Below are 18,323 nucleotides of genomic sequence, written 5' to 3'. Positions count from 1 at the left end.
GCCGAGCCCTAGAGTTGAGCGGTGACCTTTCCGCAGAAAGACCCGTCAGCACTGCTCAGCGACGACGAGCGCGAGGCGGCTGTACAGCGCCTTCAAGAGGTATACGCCGAGGAGCGCATCTCGTACGAGGAGATGGACCAGCGTCTCGGCCACGTGCTCACCGCCAAGACCCACGGCGAGCTCGCGTCGGCTCTGGCCTCGCTACCCGAGGAGGTTTCGGCCCCCGCCTCAACGATCGCCGCGGCCGGCGGTCGGATCCGGCGGCGCGGTGCGTGGCGAGTGCCCCGGGTCCTCAAGGTCGGCTCCGCATACGGAAGGGTGCGGCTTGACCTGTCCAGGGCGGTCATCGAGCATCCGGTCGTCGACATCGAGCTGCAACTCGGCACCGGTGGAGCCAGGATCACGGTGCCCCGGGACGCGATCGTGGACGTCGAGGGCCTGAGTACCGGATGGAAGGACCTGCGCTACAAGGCCCGGCCGAGTCCCCGCCCCGGCGGGCCGAAGATCCGGATCTTCGGCACGATGGGGTACGGGCGGTTGAGGATCCGGCACGCGCGGCGTTAGTGGCTCACGTGGTACCAGAGAGCATCGGCAACCTGGGGGTGGGGCGTCGGCCTTGGTACACGTGCCGCGGAAGGCCCCACCCGTCGAGGGAGCTCCCGCCCCGTTTCCGCCACCCCGGCACAACGACGCGGACCGCGCACGAGGGACAGAGTTGCGTCAACGTTTTCGAACTCCTTCGCGGTTCTTGACGGTGCGCGGTGACGATGTCCTCAGGAACCTCGCACGCCGACCGGTGCCATGCCGTGAACTCTCCTTCGCCATGCCGCCCGGCGTGCCGCTTTCCGGAAGTGGGGTACGTGGAGGAGTACGTGATGGAGCGGGGCGGCGATGTGACCTGCGGGGCAGGGCGGCGGGTCGGCCGGCTCAAGGTTTTTCTCGGGGCGGCTCCCGGGGTGGGCAAGACCTACCGGATGCTGGACGAGGGGCGACGCCGGGCCGCGCGCGGTACGCGGGTGGTGGCCTTCGCGGAGTGCCACGGCCGTGCGTCCACCGAGGCGATGCTCGACGGGCTGGACGTACTGCCGCGGCCGACGCGCGGCGACGGCGGTGCGGAATTCACCGCGGCCGATCTGGACCGGGTGCTGGAGCTGCGGCCGCACGTGGTGCTCATCGACGAGCTCGCGCACACCAACGCGCCGGGCAGCCGGCACGCCAAACGGTGGCAGGACGTCGAGGAACTGCTGGCGGCCGGCATCGATGTCGTGGCCACGCTCAACATCCAGCACCTCGACTCGCTCAGCGATGTGGTCGAGAAGATCACCGGTGTGCCGCAGGACGAGACCGTGCCCGACGCGTTCGTCCGCCGTGCGGACCAGATCGAGCTGGTCGACCTGCCGGCCGAGGGGCTGCGGCGCCGTATGGCGCACGGCAACATCTACCCGCCGGAGAAGGTCGACGCGGCGCTCTCGCACTACTTCCGGCTCGGAAACCTCACCGCTCTACGGGAGCTGGCGCTGCTGTGGGTGGCCGGGCGGGTGGACGAGGCGCTGCGCAAGTACCGGGACGAGCACCGTATCGGCCGGGTGTGGGAGACCCGTGAACGGGTGGTGGTGGCGCTCACCGGTGGCGCGGAGGGCGCCACCCTGATCCGCCGGGCCGCCCGGATCGTGAGCCGTTCGTCCGGTGATCTGCTGGCCGTCCACATCACCCGCAGCCACGATCTGGTGGGCTCCTCGCCCGCCGCGCTGGCGGGACAGCGGCAGCTGACGGAAAGCCTGGGCGGCAGCTACCACTCGGTGGTGGGGGACGACGTACCCACCGCCCTGCTCGACTTCGCCCGGTCCCAGAACGCCACCCAGCTGGTCATCGGTGCCAGCCGCCGGGGCCGGTTGCGGCGCCTGCTGACGCGGCGCGGTGTCGGCGAGACCGTGGTCGAGCGCTCCGGCGACATCGACGTCCATACGGTGACGCACGAACACGCAGGCCAGGGGCGCAGATGGGCCGCGCCGGGAAGCGGTCTGCCACGTTCGCGGCGGGTGGCCGGTCCGGTGGCCGGCCTGGTGCTTCCGCTGCTGCTCACCCTGGTACTACGGGCCGTCTCCGGGCCGTTGGCGCTCAACCTCACCAGCGAGGCGCTGCTGTTCCTGCTCACGGTGCTGGGCGTGGCCTGCATCGGCGGGGTGGTCTCCGCGCTGCTCGCCTCCGTGACGACCTCGCTGCTGCTGAACCTCTACTTCATCCCGCCCATCGGCCACTTCACGTACGCCGAGGCCAATATCGTCGTCGCCCAGGCGGCCTTGACGACGGTCGCGGTTACCGTCGCCGCCATCGTCGACCGCTCGTTGCGGCTGAACCGGCGGGCCGCCCGGGCCACCGCGGAAGCGGAGAGCCTCATTTCGCTGGCGGGCGGCATTCTGCGCGGGGACCGGGCGGTGCCCGTCCTCCTGGAGCGCACCCGCGAGACCTTCGGCATGGACAGCATCGCGCTGCGGCCACGCGACGGGGAGGCGGATTCCGGCGCCGCGGGCGGCCTGCCGTCCGAGGGTGGTGACGACCGGGAGACCAGGGTGGCGATAGGGGAGGACAGCGTCCTGGTGCTGAAGGGACGCCGGCTGCCCGCCTCGGAGCACCGCGTCCTGACGGCCTTCGCGGCGCATCTGACCGCGGCCGTCGAACGCGCCCGGCTCGCCGAGGCCGCCGCCGAGGTCGAGCCGGTCAAGGCGGCCGACCGGATGCGTACCGCACTGCTCGCCGCGGTCGGCCACGACCTGCGCACGCCACTGTCCGGCTGCTGGGCCGCGATCAGCTCACTGCGCAGCCGTGATGTCGACTTCTCCGCCGAGGACCGCGAAGAACTGCTGGCCACCGCCGAGGAGTCGCTGGCCAAGCTCAGCCGCCTGGTCGACAACCTCCTCGACATGAGCCGGCTGCAGGCCGGTGCGCTGACCCTGCGCCTGGAGCCCGTAGCACTCACCGAAGTGCTCCCCGCGGCACTGGACACCCTGCCCGGCTCGCCCCCGGCAGCCGTCGCCCACGTGGCGACCCTGGGTCTGGAGACCGCCCCCGACGTACTCGCGGACCCGCCGCTGCTGGAACGCGTCCTCGCCAACCTGGTGTCCAACGCGGTACGCCATTCGCCTGCCGGGCGCCCGGTGACGATCGGCGCCAGCGCGCTGGCCGGGCGGGTGGAGCTCAGGATCACCGACCGGGGCCCGGGCATCCGGCCGCCCGACCGCGAGCGGGCGTTCGAGCCGTTCCAGCGGCTCGGCGACACCGACAACACCACCGGCCTCGGCCTCGGCCTGGCACTCTCCCGGGGACTCACCGAGGCGATGGGCGGCACGCTGACCCCCGAGGACACCCCCGGCGGCGGCCTGACGATGGTCGTCTCCCTGCCTGCTGCCCCGGTTCCGGAGGCGGTTCCGGGGGCGGCGGTGTCCGCCCGTACGCCGTAGAGGCGCACCACCCGGGCGATGGCCGTTCCTCCCGTGAGGAGGCGGCCGACGTGCTCGGTGGTGTGTCGGCGAGTGGCGTGGGCTGTTCAGGGGTATGGCGGGAAACAGCGATGACGGGGGAGCGGGTCTCCTTCGGGGGTACGAGGGGCCGTAGGGGTGCTTCGTGCGTCTGCCTGTCACGCACCTGACGGGGGGCGCGTCCGAGTGGCGCGTCGAAGAGAGAGGCGCCGAACGCCATGCAGACAACCTCCTTCCGTGGCTTCTTCCGTATCGGTCTCGTGGCGTCGGCCGCCGCGGTGGCATCGGCCGTGCTGGGTAACGCGGCGAGTGCGGCCGTGCGGGCGGACGTGTCGTACGGCGTTCCGGCCGGGGCGCGGACACCTTCGGCGCGCGGCTGTGCCGTCGTCTACTTCGATCTGGGCGAGACTCTGGTGCACACGGCCGCGGACTCCGGCATCAGCTACCTGCCGGGTGCGGCCGCGTACCTGCGTACGCTGCGGGAGCGGCACATCAAGGTCGGGCTGATTACCAACGTGCCGTCCTCGTGGGGCAAGACGGACGCCGAGCGCGCCGCCGCCCTGAAGAAGGAGGTCGACGGCGCGTGGAAGGGGCCCGCCCCGTTCGCCTGGGCGGACTTCGGCGACCGGATTCTCACTCCGCGTACCGAGGCGGAGCGTAAGCCGGCGCCTGTCCTCTGGAAGCGCGCCCAGGCCGCGGCGCACGGCTGCCGCCTCGTCTACGAGGGGGAGACCGCCAAGGAGACGTACGTGGCGGCTTCGCTCGGTTACGTGGCTTATCAGGTCGGACGGCCGTACCGTCCCGCCTACTTCCCGGCCCGGGTGGTCGAGTGGCTGGCGTACGGCTCGCGCGGGCGCGCCTGAACAGGTGCGGGTGCGCCTGCGTCCGTGCGGGCGTCCGGCTCCTCTGCCGCCTCGGAATCCGGCCGCTCCGCCGCATCCCCCTCCGCACCGCGCCGCGTCCGCATGCTCCGCACGACCAGTTGGAAGGCGCCGAGCAGCACCGCGGTCGCCAGGGCGCTGTGCCAGAGCAGGGCGTCCAGGTGGCCTGCGGAGAGGTAGGCGCCCACGGCGACGGCCGCCAGCGCGCACACCGCGCGGTCCACGATCGACTCGACCGACAGCAGCGTTGCCCGTGGGGCGCCGGCAGGTACGGCATCGTTGACCAGCTTGCGCTGGATCGGGTAGGCGAAGCCGGCCGCGGCGGCGAACACGCAGAGCAGGGCGACGGTCGTCCAGGGCCCGCCGAGAGTGATGCCCGCCAGGGTGCCCGCGAGGACGAGGCTGAGGACGGAGACCCAGGCCACCGGTGTCAGGCGGCGGCCCAGCCACTGGGGGCGTGCCGAGCCCACGGCCTCCGCCACCGTCATGGCGGCGAGTACCCCGCCGTGCGCGGACTCGCCGATGCCGTGGTCGAGCAGGATCGGCTGGAAGAGGTTGACCTGGCAGATCCTGGACAGCGTGAACACGGCCACGCCCTGGACCATGACCAGCGCCAGCCACGGCGAGGAGACCACGCAGCGCAGCGCTGCCTTCGCGTCGCCCAGCGAGGTGCCGCGCCCGCCCCGTGGCGCCCGGGGCTTTCCGGCCCGGCCCGACGAGGCCGTACCGCGAGCCTGCGTTGCCGTCCGGGGCAGGGCGATGACGCAGATCAGCGAACCCGCCGCGCTCAGGGCGCTCAGGAGGTACGGGGCCGGGTGGACGAGCACCATCAACGGCCCGACCAGGGGCCAGCACAGGATCTTGGCCGCGAGTCCGAGTGCCCGGGCGGTCCCCTCCGCCTTGAGGTAGTGCTCCTCGCACCGCTCGGCGCGCAGCCCGTCGTACAGGTAGGCGCTGGCCGCGCCCGAGGTGAGCGAGCGGCCGGCGGCGATGGCGAGGAAGTGGACGAGGAAGCCGGAGTACGAGGAGCTGACCACCGGGGCGAGGTTCGCGGCCGTCATCACGACGGCGCCGGCCCGCAGGCAGTTGCGGGTACCGATCCGGTCGGCGATCAGCCCGGTCGGGATCTCGAAGAGGCAGAAGGCCACGTAGTAGATGCTCTGGATACCGAAGATCTGCCCGTCGGAGAGGCCGGCGTCCTTCTGGTAGGCGTAGAACACCGGCATCCACCACAGCAGGTTGAACAGCAGCTGGAAGCCGTAGTTGAGCCGGATGATACGGCGGGCGGTGCCGGTCAGGGGCGTGGCCGCGGGCCGCGCCGCGGAGCGCGGGAGGCGGGGGCTCACAGCGCGTAGGGGCGGATCTGGACCAGGCGGAAGTCGCCCTGGTCGGTCAGCAGCCACTCGATGTCCAGGGGGTCGTCCACCTCGGGGGCGCTGAAGTGGGACTGCAGCAGCCGGCCGGTCAGGGACAGGTCGGCGAGCCGGGCCCGGGTGGCGGCGGGCAGGCCCTCGCTCCAGGAACCGAGGGCGACGGTGCGCCCGCCGCCCTCGACGGTGTTGTAGAGGTACTGCTGCGGAAGTACCTCGCCCTCGACGACCTGTTCGGGTGAGCCCGGCGAACAGTTGAGGTAGACGTTGCGGAAGTCCTCGCGCCGGGTGGGGTCGCAGGTCACCAGGACGCCGCCGAGCGCGGCGGGGACGTACTCCTGGATGATCACGCCCATGTAGGTGTCGTCCAGGGATATGCCCACCTGGTGGCGCAGCCGCACACTGCGCGGCGAGAGCAGGGAGGCCCACACCTGCCGTACGGCGTCGAGGAGTTCGCCGGTGCCGTGGACGGTGGTGACGGAGTCGTAGACCCCCGCCGCGGAGAAGCCCGGCAGGTCCTCGGCGTTGGAGGAGGAGCGCACCACGAGACGGCCGCCCGCGGCGAGCGCGGCGGGGAAGGCCCGGGTGATCTCCCCGGCCACGGAGTCGGGCATCGCGGTGTGCCGGATCAGGTGCTGGAGCTGGAGGCAGAGCGGGTCGAGTACGTCGGTGGCGTCGAGTTCGAGCGCCATCTTCAGCTTGCCGATGCCCTGCTGGAGCGCGGGGGAGGAGGTGAGGAAGCGGTGCAGGAGCGAGAACGGCAGGGCCACACCCTCGGGGGCCGCGACGGTGCCGGCCACGAAGGAGGCCGCGGCCGCGCGGAGTTCGGTTGCGGAGGGCGAGTCCAGGCCGAGCCGGGCCGCGAGGTGCCCGTACAGGTTCTTACGGGGCGGGCGGGGGCGGCCGTAGAACGCGGTGAGGTCGGCCGTGCGGCTGTCGAGCACGTGGTGCAGCTCTCCGAGATTGGCCGCCTTGGTGCCGTAGCGGTCCCGGTCGGCGCTGCGCAGCCGGTGCAGGGAGAGTACGGGCGCGTCCTCCAGGAGCGGTGGCTCCAGGCGGATGCGCTGCTGGTGCCAGGCCGGGGCCCGCAGTTCGGGGGCCTGCTCCAGCCGCTCCAGGGTGATCTCGTCCTCGCTGACCCGGTAGCGGACCCAGGCCCCGTCCAAACCGTCCTTCTGGACGAGCTGTTCCAGGTCGCGGACGATCGCGTTGGGGATGCCCCATCCGGAGGCGAGGACGTTGGTGTGGGACAGCGGGGTGATGGGCGCGGTGTTGATGAACCCGGCCACCCGCTGCACGCCGTCCGGCAGGCAGGGCATCGCGACGATGTCCGACCAGCCGAGCCCGTCGGCCGCCGCCTCGTACTCCGCCAGGGTCGTGAAGCAGCGCAGCCGGCCGGTGGCTTCCCCGGCGTTGAGCGGCACGCGGACCCGGGAGCCGAAGAGCTCGTGGCCGAGGACGCGCGGCACGCGCTGTTCGCTGACCGAGGCCAGTGCCTCTTCCTGGACGTGGTTGGCGGGCTTGAGCAGGAGCGGCAGCCTGCCGTCGACGCGCTCCCGTACGAAGGTGTAGAAGAACTCCAGCAACTCCCCGTGCATGGTGTCGGCCTCGGTCGTCTCCAGCACGAGGAAGGTGCGCTCGTGGCCCTCGCGGTCCTCATCGGTGTGCAGGGACAGCACACCGAGCAGGAAGCGGCGCTCGGGGTCCATGTAGACGGATGCGTTGAACTCGTCCAGCTGAGCATCGAGTTCGGCCAGATCCATGCCGAGGACACGGGTGGCGATGTAGTTCACGTGGAAGGGGTGGGCGGCCGTGTCGAGCAGGTGCCAGGTGGCCTCGGCGCGGTCGACGACGACCTTCAGGTACGGGTGGCCTGCCAGGACTCCGGACAGCGTGCGGAACAGCGGCAGTGAGAGGTTCTCACCGACGACCGTGCGGTCGGTCGCGGGATCCGCGACGCTGACGGGGAGCGGTGTGGTGGTCATACGGCGACTCCCTCGGACGGTACGGCCGGCTGGACGCGCGGGCGGGCGGGGGATGCGGAGGCTGACGGTGCGGTCGTGTTCCGGGACCGGCCGGCCGGGGGCCCGGGCCGCGGCGCGGCGGGTACGGCGGGCGGCAGTACGTCGGGCAGCGCGTCCACCAGAGCCGTGAAGTCGCGCAGCACGGTGCGCGCGTCGGCGGCGGAGAGCAGGCACAGGGCCGCCATCGTGTTGGCACCGCCGGCGGGGTCATAGACCGGCACGATGCTGCCGTCGGGCAGGGAACTCTCCGGTACCACCGAGAGCGTGCTGCCCTCGCTCAGCGCGACGGCCTCCCGCACCACGCGGAAGTCCCACCGCCTGCGGTCCCGCCAGGCCGCGCCGCGGCCGTCCACCGCGAGGACGACGAGGGAACCCGCGGCGCCCCGTGCCTGCTCCGGGCCGAGGACCCGGTCGGGCCAGGCGACCGGACGGCCCAGAAGATGGTCCACGAGCATGCCGACGACGTCGAGCCCGAACACCTCCTCGATCTGCGGGACGGTCATCGCGCCGCCGAACCGGGCGGCCGTCTCGATCAGCCACATGCGCCCGTCGGCGCCGAGCTTGATCTCGGTGTGAGTGCCGCAGTCGCGCAGGCCGAGGGCATCGACGGCCTTCCGGGCAAGGTCGACCACGCGGTCCTGAAGGTCCACGGGAAGCGACGCGGGGGTGATGCCGGCGCGCTCGGTGAACGGCTCCACCGTCGGCATCCGGCCGCTGACGCAGACCGGCCGGAAGACGCCGCCGGTCACCACGCCCTCGACGCTGACGTAGTCGCCCCAGCCGGGCTCGTCGAACCAGCCCGCGGTGTCGCCGGTCACGATCTCCTCGACCACGAAGTGCCCCGCCGCCTCGGCCACATGGAGTTCGGCGAAGCCCAGCCGGGCGGACTGGTCCATGGTTTCGCGCGAGCGCTGCCAGGCGGCGTCGGCCTCCTGCGGGGAGGCGATGATCTGGTGGGCGGTGGAGCCCGCGCTCCAGGCCGCCTTCAGCAGCAGGGGAGCGGTCAGGGCGGCGACGGCCTCGTGGAGGTCCGCCTGGGTGGCGACGGGGCGGAACGCGGGCTGCGGCAGGCCGTGCCGATGCCAGGTGTGCCGCATCATCCGCTTGTCGCGGGCGAGCGCGGCGGCGTCTCCCGCACCGGCGAGACCGAGCGCCTCACACGCTTCGGCGACGGCCACGACCGCGTACTCGGAGAAGGTGAGAACCGCGTCCGCGCCGACGGCTTGGGCCCGCGCCACGATCAGCGAGACCAGGTCGGACCGCTCCGCGTCGGTGGGCAGCACGACCGAGGCGCACAGCCGCTCCGCGGACGCGGCGACCGACGGCGGAAGCGCGCTGAGCGCCAGCAGGTGCACGTCCGCCCGCGCGGCTGTCCGGGACAGGACATGGCCGAGCGGCGGACCGCCCTTGGCGTGCACCAACAGCACCGTGCTCACGGAAATTCGTCTCCTATCGCTTGTCACTTGTCTGTTCGCTCGTCCGTCCGGGGCGTCGGGCCGTGGCCCGGCCCCGCTGCCCGTCAACCGTGACCGGGGCACCGTGACGCAACCCGCGTAGAACACGGCGGGTAACCGGCGACATACACAAGGGAAACAGAAGGCGGGTGCCGGAAGTGCCGCCGGAGGCGGGCGCCAATCAGGCAAATGCCAAAGTCGTGGACATCGTTGGAGTGCGGACGAAGGTGGTGGATCACCTATGGCGAGCCGCCCCGGCGACGCGCTCACGTACCGCAGTCGGCTGATAACGGAGCATGGCCGGACTCCGCACGGGATAGGCATCGCCATGTCACTTCCCGCCGCCCGGCGGGTACATGGACGGAAAGGCCGTCGTGGACGATCCCGGTCTCAGAGCACTGCTGGAGCGCCTCCCCGTGTCCTGGTGGGAGGCGGATGAGCAGGGGCGCGTCAAGGAGCGGGGCGGCGGGGCCTTCGCCGACCTGCCCACCGCGCAGCGCTTCCTGGACCACGCGCGCCAAGAACTGTCCGCTCAGGGAGACGCCCCCCAAGGCGGCCACCCCCTGGTCCAGTTCGACGGCCGGACCTTCCACGTGCGATGGCCCCAGGACGGGTGCCGGGGCTGGACGCGCGGGATCGCGATGGAGACCGGTGCGCAGCCCGCCGGTGGCCGGCCGTACGCCGCTTTCGCGGACTTCGCCGACTTCGCGCCGGCCGCGGCCTTCCTCCGCGACCGCGACGGCCGCTACTTATGGGCCAACCACGCCTACGCGCATCTCTACGGCACCACACCGGAGCGGGTCGTCGGCAGCCGTATCGAAGACCTCGACACCCCCTCCGACGCTGCCCAGTTCCGGGCCCTGGACCAGGAGATCCTCCGCCGCGGCAAGCCGGTCCGCCACCACCTGCGCTACCACCGTTCGGACGGCAGCACCGGGCAGGCGGCCGGCCACCGCTTCCCGGTCCAGGAGAACGGCCGGACCTGTGTGGCCGGGATCTACGTCGACATCACCGACCACGTCCGCGCGACGAGCCAGCGCCAGGAGGCCGAGGAGAATCTGCGCGCGCTGCGGGACTACAGCGGTCTGCCCTGCGCGCTGCTCTCGGTCGGCGGCCGCATAGAACAGGCGGGTACGGCCGCCGCCGAACTGTTCCGGACACGCCTGTCCGACCTCGTCGGCCGCCGTGCGCACACCCTGCTCGCCGCCACGCCCGACCTCCGCCCCCTGCGCCGCGCCTGGGAAGGGCTGATCACCCGCCGCATCAGGCGGGCGGAGACCTCCGCCGTCCTCCTGGACACCGAGGGGCGCCAGCGCCGTGCGCAGCTCCACCTGTCCACGGTGAGCGGGCCCGTCGGCCGCGTCGCACACGTGTGGGCCGTCGTCACCGACCAGAGCATCGCCCACGAGGCCCACCCGTCGCTCACCGCCGCGCAGATCCGCATACTGTCCCTCCTCGCCGGCGGCAGCACCAACGGCGAAATCGCCACCTCGCTGAAGCTCTCCCGCCAAGCAGTCGACTACCACCTCAGCCGGCTCCGGGACCTGCTGGGCGCCGAGACCAGACCCGCCCTCGTCGCCCGTGCCTACGTCCTGGGCATCCTCGCTCCCCGGGCCTGGCCGCCACGGCCGGCCACCGGGAGGCAGTGAGGCCGGCGGCTCGGCATCGCGTCAGGTCTGCTACGCGCCGGGGCACGGGGCCGGTGGCGGCGGCTTCGTCGGCGGCCCGTTCGGTGGCCGGCCGGGTACCCGGACGAGCGAGGCGGTAACGACGCATGCGGTGCGGACGATAGCCGCACGCTGAAATGGCGGTCGCGATGCTCATTCGACGCTCGTCCTGATGGGGCATCACCTGACGTCCACGAGTAGGCCGCCTGCTACCCGAACGCACCCGCGGGCCGGCTCGTCCGCCCGAGGCGCAGGCTTTGGCCGTAACTGTTTGCCGACGCTAAGGTATGCCGCCGTACTCGGCGGATCGCTCCCTTGACGAAGGTGGGATGGGCTCATGGACGCGGGCCATGTGGAGCTGGTTGTCGCGGCGCAGGCCGGTGACGACCGGGCGCGCGAGAAGCTGATCGCCGCGTACCTGCCGTTGCTCTACAACATCGTCGGGCGGGCGCTGAGCGGACATGCCGACGTGGACGACGTCGTCCAGGAGACCCTGCTGCGCGTGGTGCGCGACCTGCCCGACCTGCGGGCCCCGGAAAGTTTCCGGTCCTGGCTGGTGTCGATCGCGCTCCGCCAGGTCAATACCCACTGGCACCGGCAACGCACTCTCGCCGACCGGACCACGGTCATCGACGAGGCACTCCGGACACCGCATGTCGGCACCGCGCCCGAAGACATGACGATCCTGCGGCTGCACATGTCGGACGAGCGCCGTCAGGTGGTCGAAGCCGCCCGGTGGCTCGACCCGGACCACCGGGTGCTGCTGTCGCTGTGGTGGCAGGAATGCGCCGGTTTGCTGAGCCGTCAGGACATCGCCGACGCGATGGGGCTCAGCGCCGCCCACGCCGGAGTTCGTTTGCAGCGCATGCGCGAGCAACTGGAACTGAGCCGGACGATTGTCGCCGCGCTGGAGGCGGACCCGCGCTGTCCGCAGCTGAACGAGACCGTCGCCGGCTGGGACGGTCTCCGTACATCGGTGTGGCGCAAGCGGATCGCGCGGCACACCCGTGACTGCCCGGTCTGCACGACGACAGAACGGGTTCCGGCCGAACTGCTGCTTCTCAACATCGCGCCGCTGGCCGTCCCGGCCGCACTCCTCGCCGCGCTGGCCGCCAAGGGCCTGCTGTCGGGTACGGCTGCCGCGGGCGCCGCCGGGCTGGCCGCGGCACACGTCAGCGTCGGCACGGCGACGGGGGGAAGCAGTCTGCACGGCTCGCTGCTCGGCAAACTGCACGTGGTGACCGCTCATCCGGTGGTGAGCCTCGCCACCGGCGCGGTGCTCGTCGCCGGGGCCGCCACCTACGCGGCCTGGCCCGAACCGGCGCCCCGGACGCCCGCCGTCATCGCCGCGCCCGAGGTCGGCACCCCCACGCCGCTCCCGTCGCGCGCCCCCACGCCGACCCCGTCGCGCACCACCGCGTCGCCCAAACCGTCCCCGGCGAGTCCGTCCGCCGTCGCGGGAACGGTTCCGCTGGGCGCGCGGTCGCTGGAGTCCGTGGACCAGCCCGGCCTGTTCGTCACGTACGCCGGCGACTTCGCGACGCTCGGCGGCCGAGTCTCCGCGCCCGGCGGCGCGCAGGCACCGCAACGGATCACCTTCACGGTCGTCGGGGGACTGGCCGACACACGGTGCGTCACCCTCCGCGCCGCGGACGGCCGGTATCTTCGCCATCAGTACCTGCGGCTACGGCTGAGCACCAACGACGGCAGCCAACTGTTCCGTGAAGACGCCACCTTCTGTCCGCGCCCCGGGGCGGTCGCCGGGTCGGTGACCCTGCACGCGCACAACTATCCCGGATCGGTCCTCCGCCACCGCGACGGTGGCATCTGGCTCGATGGCTCCGACGGCACTCGGGCCTTCGCCGGCCAGGCTTCCTTCATCACGCGCGAGGCCCGGGCCTGAGAACCGCTCTACGAGAATCCTGGGCCGGGTCGTTCAGTGACAGCCGGCGATTCCCAGCACGAGCCCACACCACGCCCCCACCCCGCGGTGAGCCGAGCGCTGCGCCGAATCCAGGTTCGGCCCGCATTTCATCGTCGGCTGCCTCGCCGTGACAGTTCTGCATCCCTCCCCACGGGGACGACCGGACCACAGGGCTCGGCATAACGCTTTTTGCCTGCGAGATGCATCACTGAGCAATCCTCCGTGCGGCGCGACTTTTCCGTTACGGGACCGCGAGTGAGAAAGCCTCCACTTCAGGGGTGACCTTCCCGCCGCTCGCCATGGCGTGCCGGCGTGGCAGGTCTCCCATATCCCGTTGACGTATCCCCTGAAGAAAGCGGCTCCCATGACGCGACACACCCACGAATGCCGGGTGACCGGTGGGCAGGAACGGCCCCACGTCCTGCACCGCACCCACCCCGCGACAGATCAGGTGACCCGCGACCCCCGAGGAGAATCGTGAAGGGCCTGCACCGGCTCCGCCGGAGCCGCCGGACAGTGACGGTAGGACTGTCGACCGCGGCGGTGATCGCCGGAGTCGTGACACTTCTCCCCAGCTCCGCCGGAGCCGCCGCCTTGAGTACGCAGGCGGCCCCCTCGGGCAGGTACTTCGGTACGGCCGTGGCTGCCGGAAGGCTCGGCGACCCGACGTACTCCACGATTCTCGACCGGGAATTCAACATGATCACCCCGGAGAACGAGATGAAGTGGGACGCCACCGAACCCTCCCGCGGCACCTTCACCTTCGGCCAGGCCGACCGGATCGTCGGCCACGCCACCGCGCACAGGCAGCGGGTACGTGGCCACGCCCTGGTCTGGTACCAACAGCTGCCCGGCTGGGTGAAGTCCATCACCGACGCCAACACCCTGCGCAGCGCGATGAAGAACCACATCACCACCGAGATGAACCACTTCAAGGGCAAGATCTACGCCTGGGACGTGGTCAACGAGGCCTTCGCCGACGGCTCCTCCCAGCACCGCAGTTCGAAGTTCCAGGACCTGCTGGGCGACGGCCACATCGAGGAAGCGTTCCGCATCGCCCGTGCGGCCGACTCCTCGGTCAAGCTCTGCTACAACGACTACAACATCGAGAACTGGTCGGACGCCAAGACCCAGGGCGTCTACCGCATGGTCAAGGACTTCAAGTCCCGCGGCGTGCCCATCGACTGCGTCGGGTTCCAGAGCCACTTCCAGGCGGGCGGCCCGCCGGCGAGCTTCAGGACCACCTTGGCCGCCTTCGCCGCCCTGGGCGTCGACGTCCAGATCACCGAGCTGGACATCGCCCAGGCACCACCCGTCCACTACGCGAACACGGTGAAAGCCTGCCTGGCCGTGGCCCGGTGTACCGGCATCACGGTGTGGGGCATCCGGGACAGCGACTCCTGGCGCCGCGACGAGCGCCCGCTGCTGTTCGACGACAACGGCAGGCCGAAGCCCGCGTACAGAGCCGTCATGGACGCTCTCCATTCCGGCTCCGGTACGCCCCCGGCCAAGCCGGCCGGCGGTACGGGCGACATCAAGGGCGTGGCCTCCGGCCGCTGTATCGACATCCCCGACTCCGTCACCGCCAACGGCACCCCGGCGCAACTGTGGGACTGCAGCGGACGGGCCAACCAGCGCTGGACCTACACCGCCGCGAAGCAGCTGAAGGTCCACGACAACAAGTGCCTGGACGCCAAGAACAAGGGCACCACCAACGGCACCTCCTTGGTCGTCTGGGACTGCAACGGCGGCGCCAACCAGCAGTGGAACATCAACACCAACGGCACGATCACCGGCGTGCAGTCCGGCCTGTGCCTCGACGCCGTCGGCGCGGCCACCGCGAACGGCACCAAGATCCAGTTGTACGCCTGCGCGTCCGTCGACAACCAGAAGTGGAGCGCCCCGTCCGGGACGACGGCGGGCAGCCGCGCATGTGCTCTTCCCTCGACGTACAAGTGGAAGTCGACGGGTGCCCTCGCACAGCCCTCGAACGGGTGGCTCGCGGTGAAGGATTTCACCAGCGTGGTGCACAACGGCAAGCACCTGGTCTACGCGTCGAGCGCGTCCGGAAACTCGTACGGCTCGATGGCCTTCCGCCCCTTCACGAACTGGTCGGACATGGCGTCGGCCGGCCAGACCGGCATGCGAGAGGGCGCGGTGGCGCCCACCCTGTTCTACTTCGCCCCCAAGAAGGTCTGGGTGCTGGCGTCCCAGTGGGGTGCGTGGCCCTTCAGCTACCGCACGTCGAGCGACCCCACCAACCCGAACGGCTGGTCCGCCCCCCGTCCGCTGTTCACCGGCAGCATCCCGCGCACCGATTCCCCCACCGGCCCGATCGACCAGACCCTGATCGCCGACGGCCAGAACATGTATCTGTTCTTCGCCGGTGACAACGGCAAGATCTACCGGGCGAGCATGCCGATCGGGAACTTCCCGGGCAACTTCGGCTCCTCGTACACGACGGTCATGAGCGACACGCCGGACAAGCTGTTCGAGGCGCCGCAGGTCTACAAGGTCCAGGGCCACAACGAGTACCTCATGATCGTCGAGGCGAGGGGCGCGCACCAGAAGCGCTACTTCCGCTCGTTCACGGCTTCCAGCCTCAGCGGTACGTGGACCCCGCAGGCCACCGGCGAAAACAACCCCTTCGCGGGCAAGGCCAACAGCGGTGCCACCTGGACCGACGACATCAGCCACGGTGACCTGGTCCGCAACAACCCCGACCAGACCATGACCATCGACCCCTGCAATCTGCAGTTCCTCTACCAGGGCAAGTCCCCCACAGCGGGCGGCGACTACGACCGGCTCCCGTACCGGCCGGGTGTCCTCACCCTGCAGCGCTGACCTGCCCGATCCACGGTGATATGCAAGGAGAACACCTCCCCATGAAGAACCACACGGACGGACGGCGCCGCGGGCGTCACCGCCGTCGCAGAGCCGCGACCGGCCTGCTGCTCGGCGTGCCGGCCGCCGTCGTGCCGTACCTCCTGTTCACCCAAGAGGACTCCCTGGCCGCCACGATCGACGCCGGTGCCTACTACAAGCTTGTCTCCGTGCGCAGCGGCAAGGTGCTGGACGTCAACGCCTTCTCCACCGCCGACGGCACCCGCATCCAGCAGTGGACCGACCAGAACACCGCCAACCAGCAGTGGAAGCTGAGGCCCACCGAGGACGGCCACTACGAGCTCGTGAACCGCAACAGCGGCAAGGTGCTCGGCATAGCGGGCGGCTCGACCGCCCGGTCGGCTGCCGCCGAGCAGCAGACCGACAGCTCCGCCGCCTCCCAGGAGTGGCGGATCGATGACGTGAGCGGCTCCGGCGCCGTCACCTTCACCTCCCGCAAGAGCGGCCAGGTCCTGGACGTCTCCGGAGGGGCCACGGCCCAGGGCGCGGCGGTCGTCCAGTATCCCGGCAGGGGCAGCATCAACCAGCAGTGGAAGCTGGTGAAGGTGACCGGCAGCCAGGCGGCCGCGGCCGGGCCGTACAAGTGGAGGAACGCCCAGGTGGTCGGCGGCGGTTACGTCACCGGCCTGGTGTTCAACCCACGGGAGAAGGGTCTGCTGTACGCGCGCACCGACATGGGCGGTGCCTACCGGTGGGACACCGCGGCCGAGCAGTGGATACCGCTCACGGACTGGCTCGGGGAGAAGGACTGGAACCTGCTGGGCATCGACGCGCTGGCCACCGACCCCGTCGACCCCAGCCGGCTCTACCTCGCGACGGGCACCTACACCAACAACTGGGCCGGCAACGGCGCGATCCTGCGCTCCACCGACCGGGGCCGCACCTTCCAGCGCACCGATCTGCCGTTCAAGCTGGGCGGCAACGAGGACGGCCGCGGGGCGGGCGAACGGCTCGCGATCGACCCCTCGGACCACCGCACCCTGCTGCTGGGGACCCGTAAGAACGGCCTGTGGCGCAGCACCGACCACGGGGTGACATGGCGGCAGGTCTCGACGTTCCCGGTCAAGGACGGGGCGGGCAGTGGCGCGGGCATCTCCTTCGTGACGTACGGGCCGGCCGGCAGCAACACGGTCTACGTCGGCGTCGCGGACAAGTCGACCTCCCTCTACCGCTCCACCGACGGCGGCAGCACCTGGAAGGCCGTCCCCGGGCAGCCCACCGGCCAACTGCCCCAGCATGGCGTGGTCTCCGGTGACGGTTCGCTGTACCTGACGTACACCGACAACCTCGGACCCAACGGCGTGACGGCGGGCTCGGTGTGGAAGTACACCCCGGCAGGCGGAGCGTGGAAGAACGTTTCCCCGTCCCAGGGCGGCTACGGCTTCTCCGGCCTGGCCGTCGACCCGCGCAAGCCGTCCACGGTGATGGTCACCACCCTCGACCGCTGGTGGCCCGAGGACGAGATCTACCGCAGCACCGACGGCGGCACGACATGGAAGGCGCTGGCCGGGAAATCGGTACGGAACGCCTCCGCCGCTCCGTACATCGGCACCCACACCGGGCACTGGATGACCGCCCTGGCCATGGACCCCTTCGACTCCGGGCACGTGCTGTACGGCACCGGCAACGGCATCTGGCGCAGCAAGGACGCCGACGCCACCGACAGCGGCGGCACCAGCCACTGGACCGTGGGCGCGCGCGGCCTGGAGGAGACCGCGCTGATGGACGCGATCGCCCCGCCCGGCGGTGCGACCGTCATCACCGCCATGGGCGACCAGGGCGGCTTCCGCCACGACGACCTGACCAAGGTGCCCGCCGGGCGGATGAACAACCCGTTGATGAGCAACAGCACCGACATCGACTTCGCCGAGGCAAACCCCTCGGTGATGGTCCGTGTCGGCAGTGGCGGCGCGCAGGACGGCGCCTACTCCACCGACGGCGGCAACAGCTGGACCGGCTTCCGGTCGGAGCCGGTGGTCGGCGCCGACAGCGGCCAGGTCGCGCTCGCGGCGGACGGTGCGAGCATCGTGTGGACCGAGGCCGGCCAGGTCCCGTACCGCTCGACCGACAAGGGGGCGAGCTGGTCGAAGGTCGGTGGCCTGGGCGCCGGCGCCGTGGTCGTCGCCGACCGCTCCTCGGCCGGCACGTTCTACTCGCTGGCCGGCGGCACGCTCTACGCCAGCACCGACGGCGGAGCGACCTTCACGGCCCGGGCCACCGGCCTTCCCGCCGGCGGCCGGCTCAAGGCCGTACCCGGCGTTGCGGGAGACCTGTGGATCGCCGGCGGTGACCGGGGGCTGCTGCACTCCACCGACGGCGGCCGCACCTTCGCCAGGCTCACCACGGTGAAGTCCGCCGCCGCCCTCGGCTTCGGCAAGGCCGCACCGGGCGCCTCCTACCAGGCCCTGTACATGATCGGCACCGTCAACGACGTCAGCGGGGTCTTCCGCTCCACCGACAAGGGCGCCACCTGGCTCCGCGTCAACGACGACGACCACCAGTGGGGCAACATCAGTGGCGTCGGCGTCATCACCGGTGACCCCGACACCTTCGGCCGCGTCTACATCGGCACCAACGGACGCGGCCTCCAGTACGGCGACCCGTCCTGACCCCGACGCCAGAG

10 protein-coding genes are annotated in these 18,323 nt (G+C 71.2%); 7 read left to right on the top strand and 3 right to left on the bottom strand.

Annotated features, from left to right (window positions below; genetic code table 11):
* The first annotated feature begins 21 nt into the window (after window positions 1–21).
* The 3 genes from CP984_RS07530 (at window position 22) to CP984_RS07520 (ending at window position 4,339) form a co-directional block, all read left to right on the top strand.
* Window positions 22–564: a DUF1707 SHOCT-like domain-containing protein gene (locus tag CP984_RS07530; protein ID WP_003982646.1), complete on the top strand. Its 543-nt coding sequence runs from the start codon at window positions 22–24 to the stop codon at window positions 562–564.
* A 311-nt stretch (window positions 565–875) separates the two neighbouring features.
* The gene (locus CP984_RS07525; protein WP_030179883.1) at window positions 876–3,458 is read left to right on the top strand and encodes an ATP-binding protein; all 2,583 of its coding nucleotides are present in this window, start codon (window positions 876–878) and stop codon (window positions 3,456–3,458) included.
* A gap of 236 nt (window positions 3,459–3,694) precedes the next feature.
* Window positions 3,695–4,339 (top strand): hypothetical protein, encoded by a 645-nt coding sequence (locus CP984_RS07520; RefSeq protein WP_003982644.1) that lies wholly within the window; start codon window positions 3,695–3,697, stop codon window positions 4,337–4,339.
* Here the strand turns inward: CP984_RS07520 and CP984_RS07515 are convergent.
* From CP984_RS07515 to CP984_RS07505, 3 genes are read right to left on the bottom strand one after another with little or no spacing between them, the layout of a single operon-like run.
* Window positions 4,282–5,703, bottom strand: a complete 1,422-nt coding sequence (locus CP984_RS07515) for an MFS transporter (RefSeq protein WP_003982643.1) — start codon at window positions 5,701–5,703, stop codon at window positions 4,282–4,284. The two genes, CP984_RS07520 and CP984_RS07515, sit on opposite strands and share 58 nt — an antisense overlap.
* A complete protein-coding gene (locus CP984_RS07510; protein WP_003982642.1) occupies window positions 5,700–7,712 on the bottom strand; it encodes a PEP/pyruvate-binding domain-containing protein in 2,013 nt (670 codons plus the stop codon). Before CP984_RS07510 ends, CP984_RS07515 begins: the two co-directional genes overlap by 4 nt.
* Complete coding sequence (locus CP984_RS07505; protein WP_003982641.1) at window positions 7,709–9,187, bottom strand: ATP-grasp domain-containing protein; 1,479 nt, start codon at window positions 9,185–9,187, stop codon at window positions 7,709–7,711. The genes CP984_RS07510 and CP984_RS07505 overlap by 4 nt, the downstream gene beginning before the upstream one ends.
* Before the next feature lie 392 nt (window positions 9,188–9,579).
* Here CP984_RS07505 and CP984_RS07500 point away from each other — a divergent pair, with 392 nt between their 5' ends.
* From CP984_RS07500 to CP984_RS07485, 4 genes are all read left to right on the top strand, one after another.
* The gene (locus tag CP984_RS07500; protein WP_032920967.1) at window positions 9,580–10,854 is read left to right on the top strand and encodes a PAS domain S-box protein; all 1,275 of its coding nucleotides are present in this window, start codon (window positions 9,580–9,582) and stop codon (window positions 10,852–10,854) included.
* A gap of 355 nt (window positions 10,855–11,209) precedes the next feature.
* Window positions 11,210–12,775, top strand: a complete 1,566-nt coding sequence (locus CP984_RS07495) for a sigma-70 family RNA polymerase sigma factor (protein ID WP_003982639.1) — start codon at window positions 11,210–11,212, stop codon at window positions 12,773–12,775.
* Window positions 12,776–13,273: 498 nt separating this feature from the next.
* Window positions 13,274–15,640 (top strand): non-reducing end alpha-L-arabinofuranosidase family hydrolase, encoded by a 2,367-nt coding sequence (locus CP984_RS07490; RefSeq protein ID WP_003982638.1) that lies wholly within the window; start codon window positions 13,274–13,276, stop codon window positions 15,638–15,640.
* Between the two features lie 41 nt (window positions 15,641–15,681).
* Window positions 15,682–18,309: an RICIN domain-containing protein gene (locus CP984_RS07485; RefSeq protein ID WP_003982637.1), complete on the top strand. Its 2,628-nt coding sequence runs from the start codon at window positions 15,682–15,684 to the stop codon at window positions 18,307–18,309.
* Window positions 18,310–18,323: the final 14 nt, after the last annotated feature.

The organism is Streptomyces rimosus, assembly GCF_008704655.1.
GTDB classification, from domain to species: domain Bacteria; phylum Actinomycetota; class Actinomycetes; order Streptomycetales; family Streptomycetaceae; genus Streptomyces; species Streptomyces rimosus.
Note: the sequence above shows the minus strand (reverse complement) of the source record. Positions and strands in the feature narration are given on the sequence as shown.

Coding starts and splice junctions, on each gene's coding strand:
- CP984_RS07520 (WP_003982644.1), top strand. CDS start 3,695: ATGCAGACAACCTCCTTCCGTGGCTTCTTCCGTATCGGTCTCGTGGCG.
- CP984_RS07495 (WP_003982639.1), top strand. CDS start 11,210: ATGGACGCGGGCCATGTGGAGCTGGTTGTCGCGGCGCAGGCCGGTGAC.
- CP984_RS07485 (WP_003982637.1), top strand. CDS start 15,682: ATGAAGAACCACACGGACGGACGGCGCCGCGGGCGTCACCGCCGTCGC.
- CP984_RS07510 (WP_003982642.1), bottom strand. CDS start 7,712: ATGACCACCACACCGCTCCCCGTCAGCGTCGCGGATCCCGCGACCGAC.
- CP984_RS07525 (WP_030179883.1), top strand. CDS start 876: ATGGAGCGGGGCGGCGATGTGACCTGCGGGGCAGGGCGGCGGGTCGGC.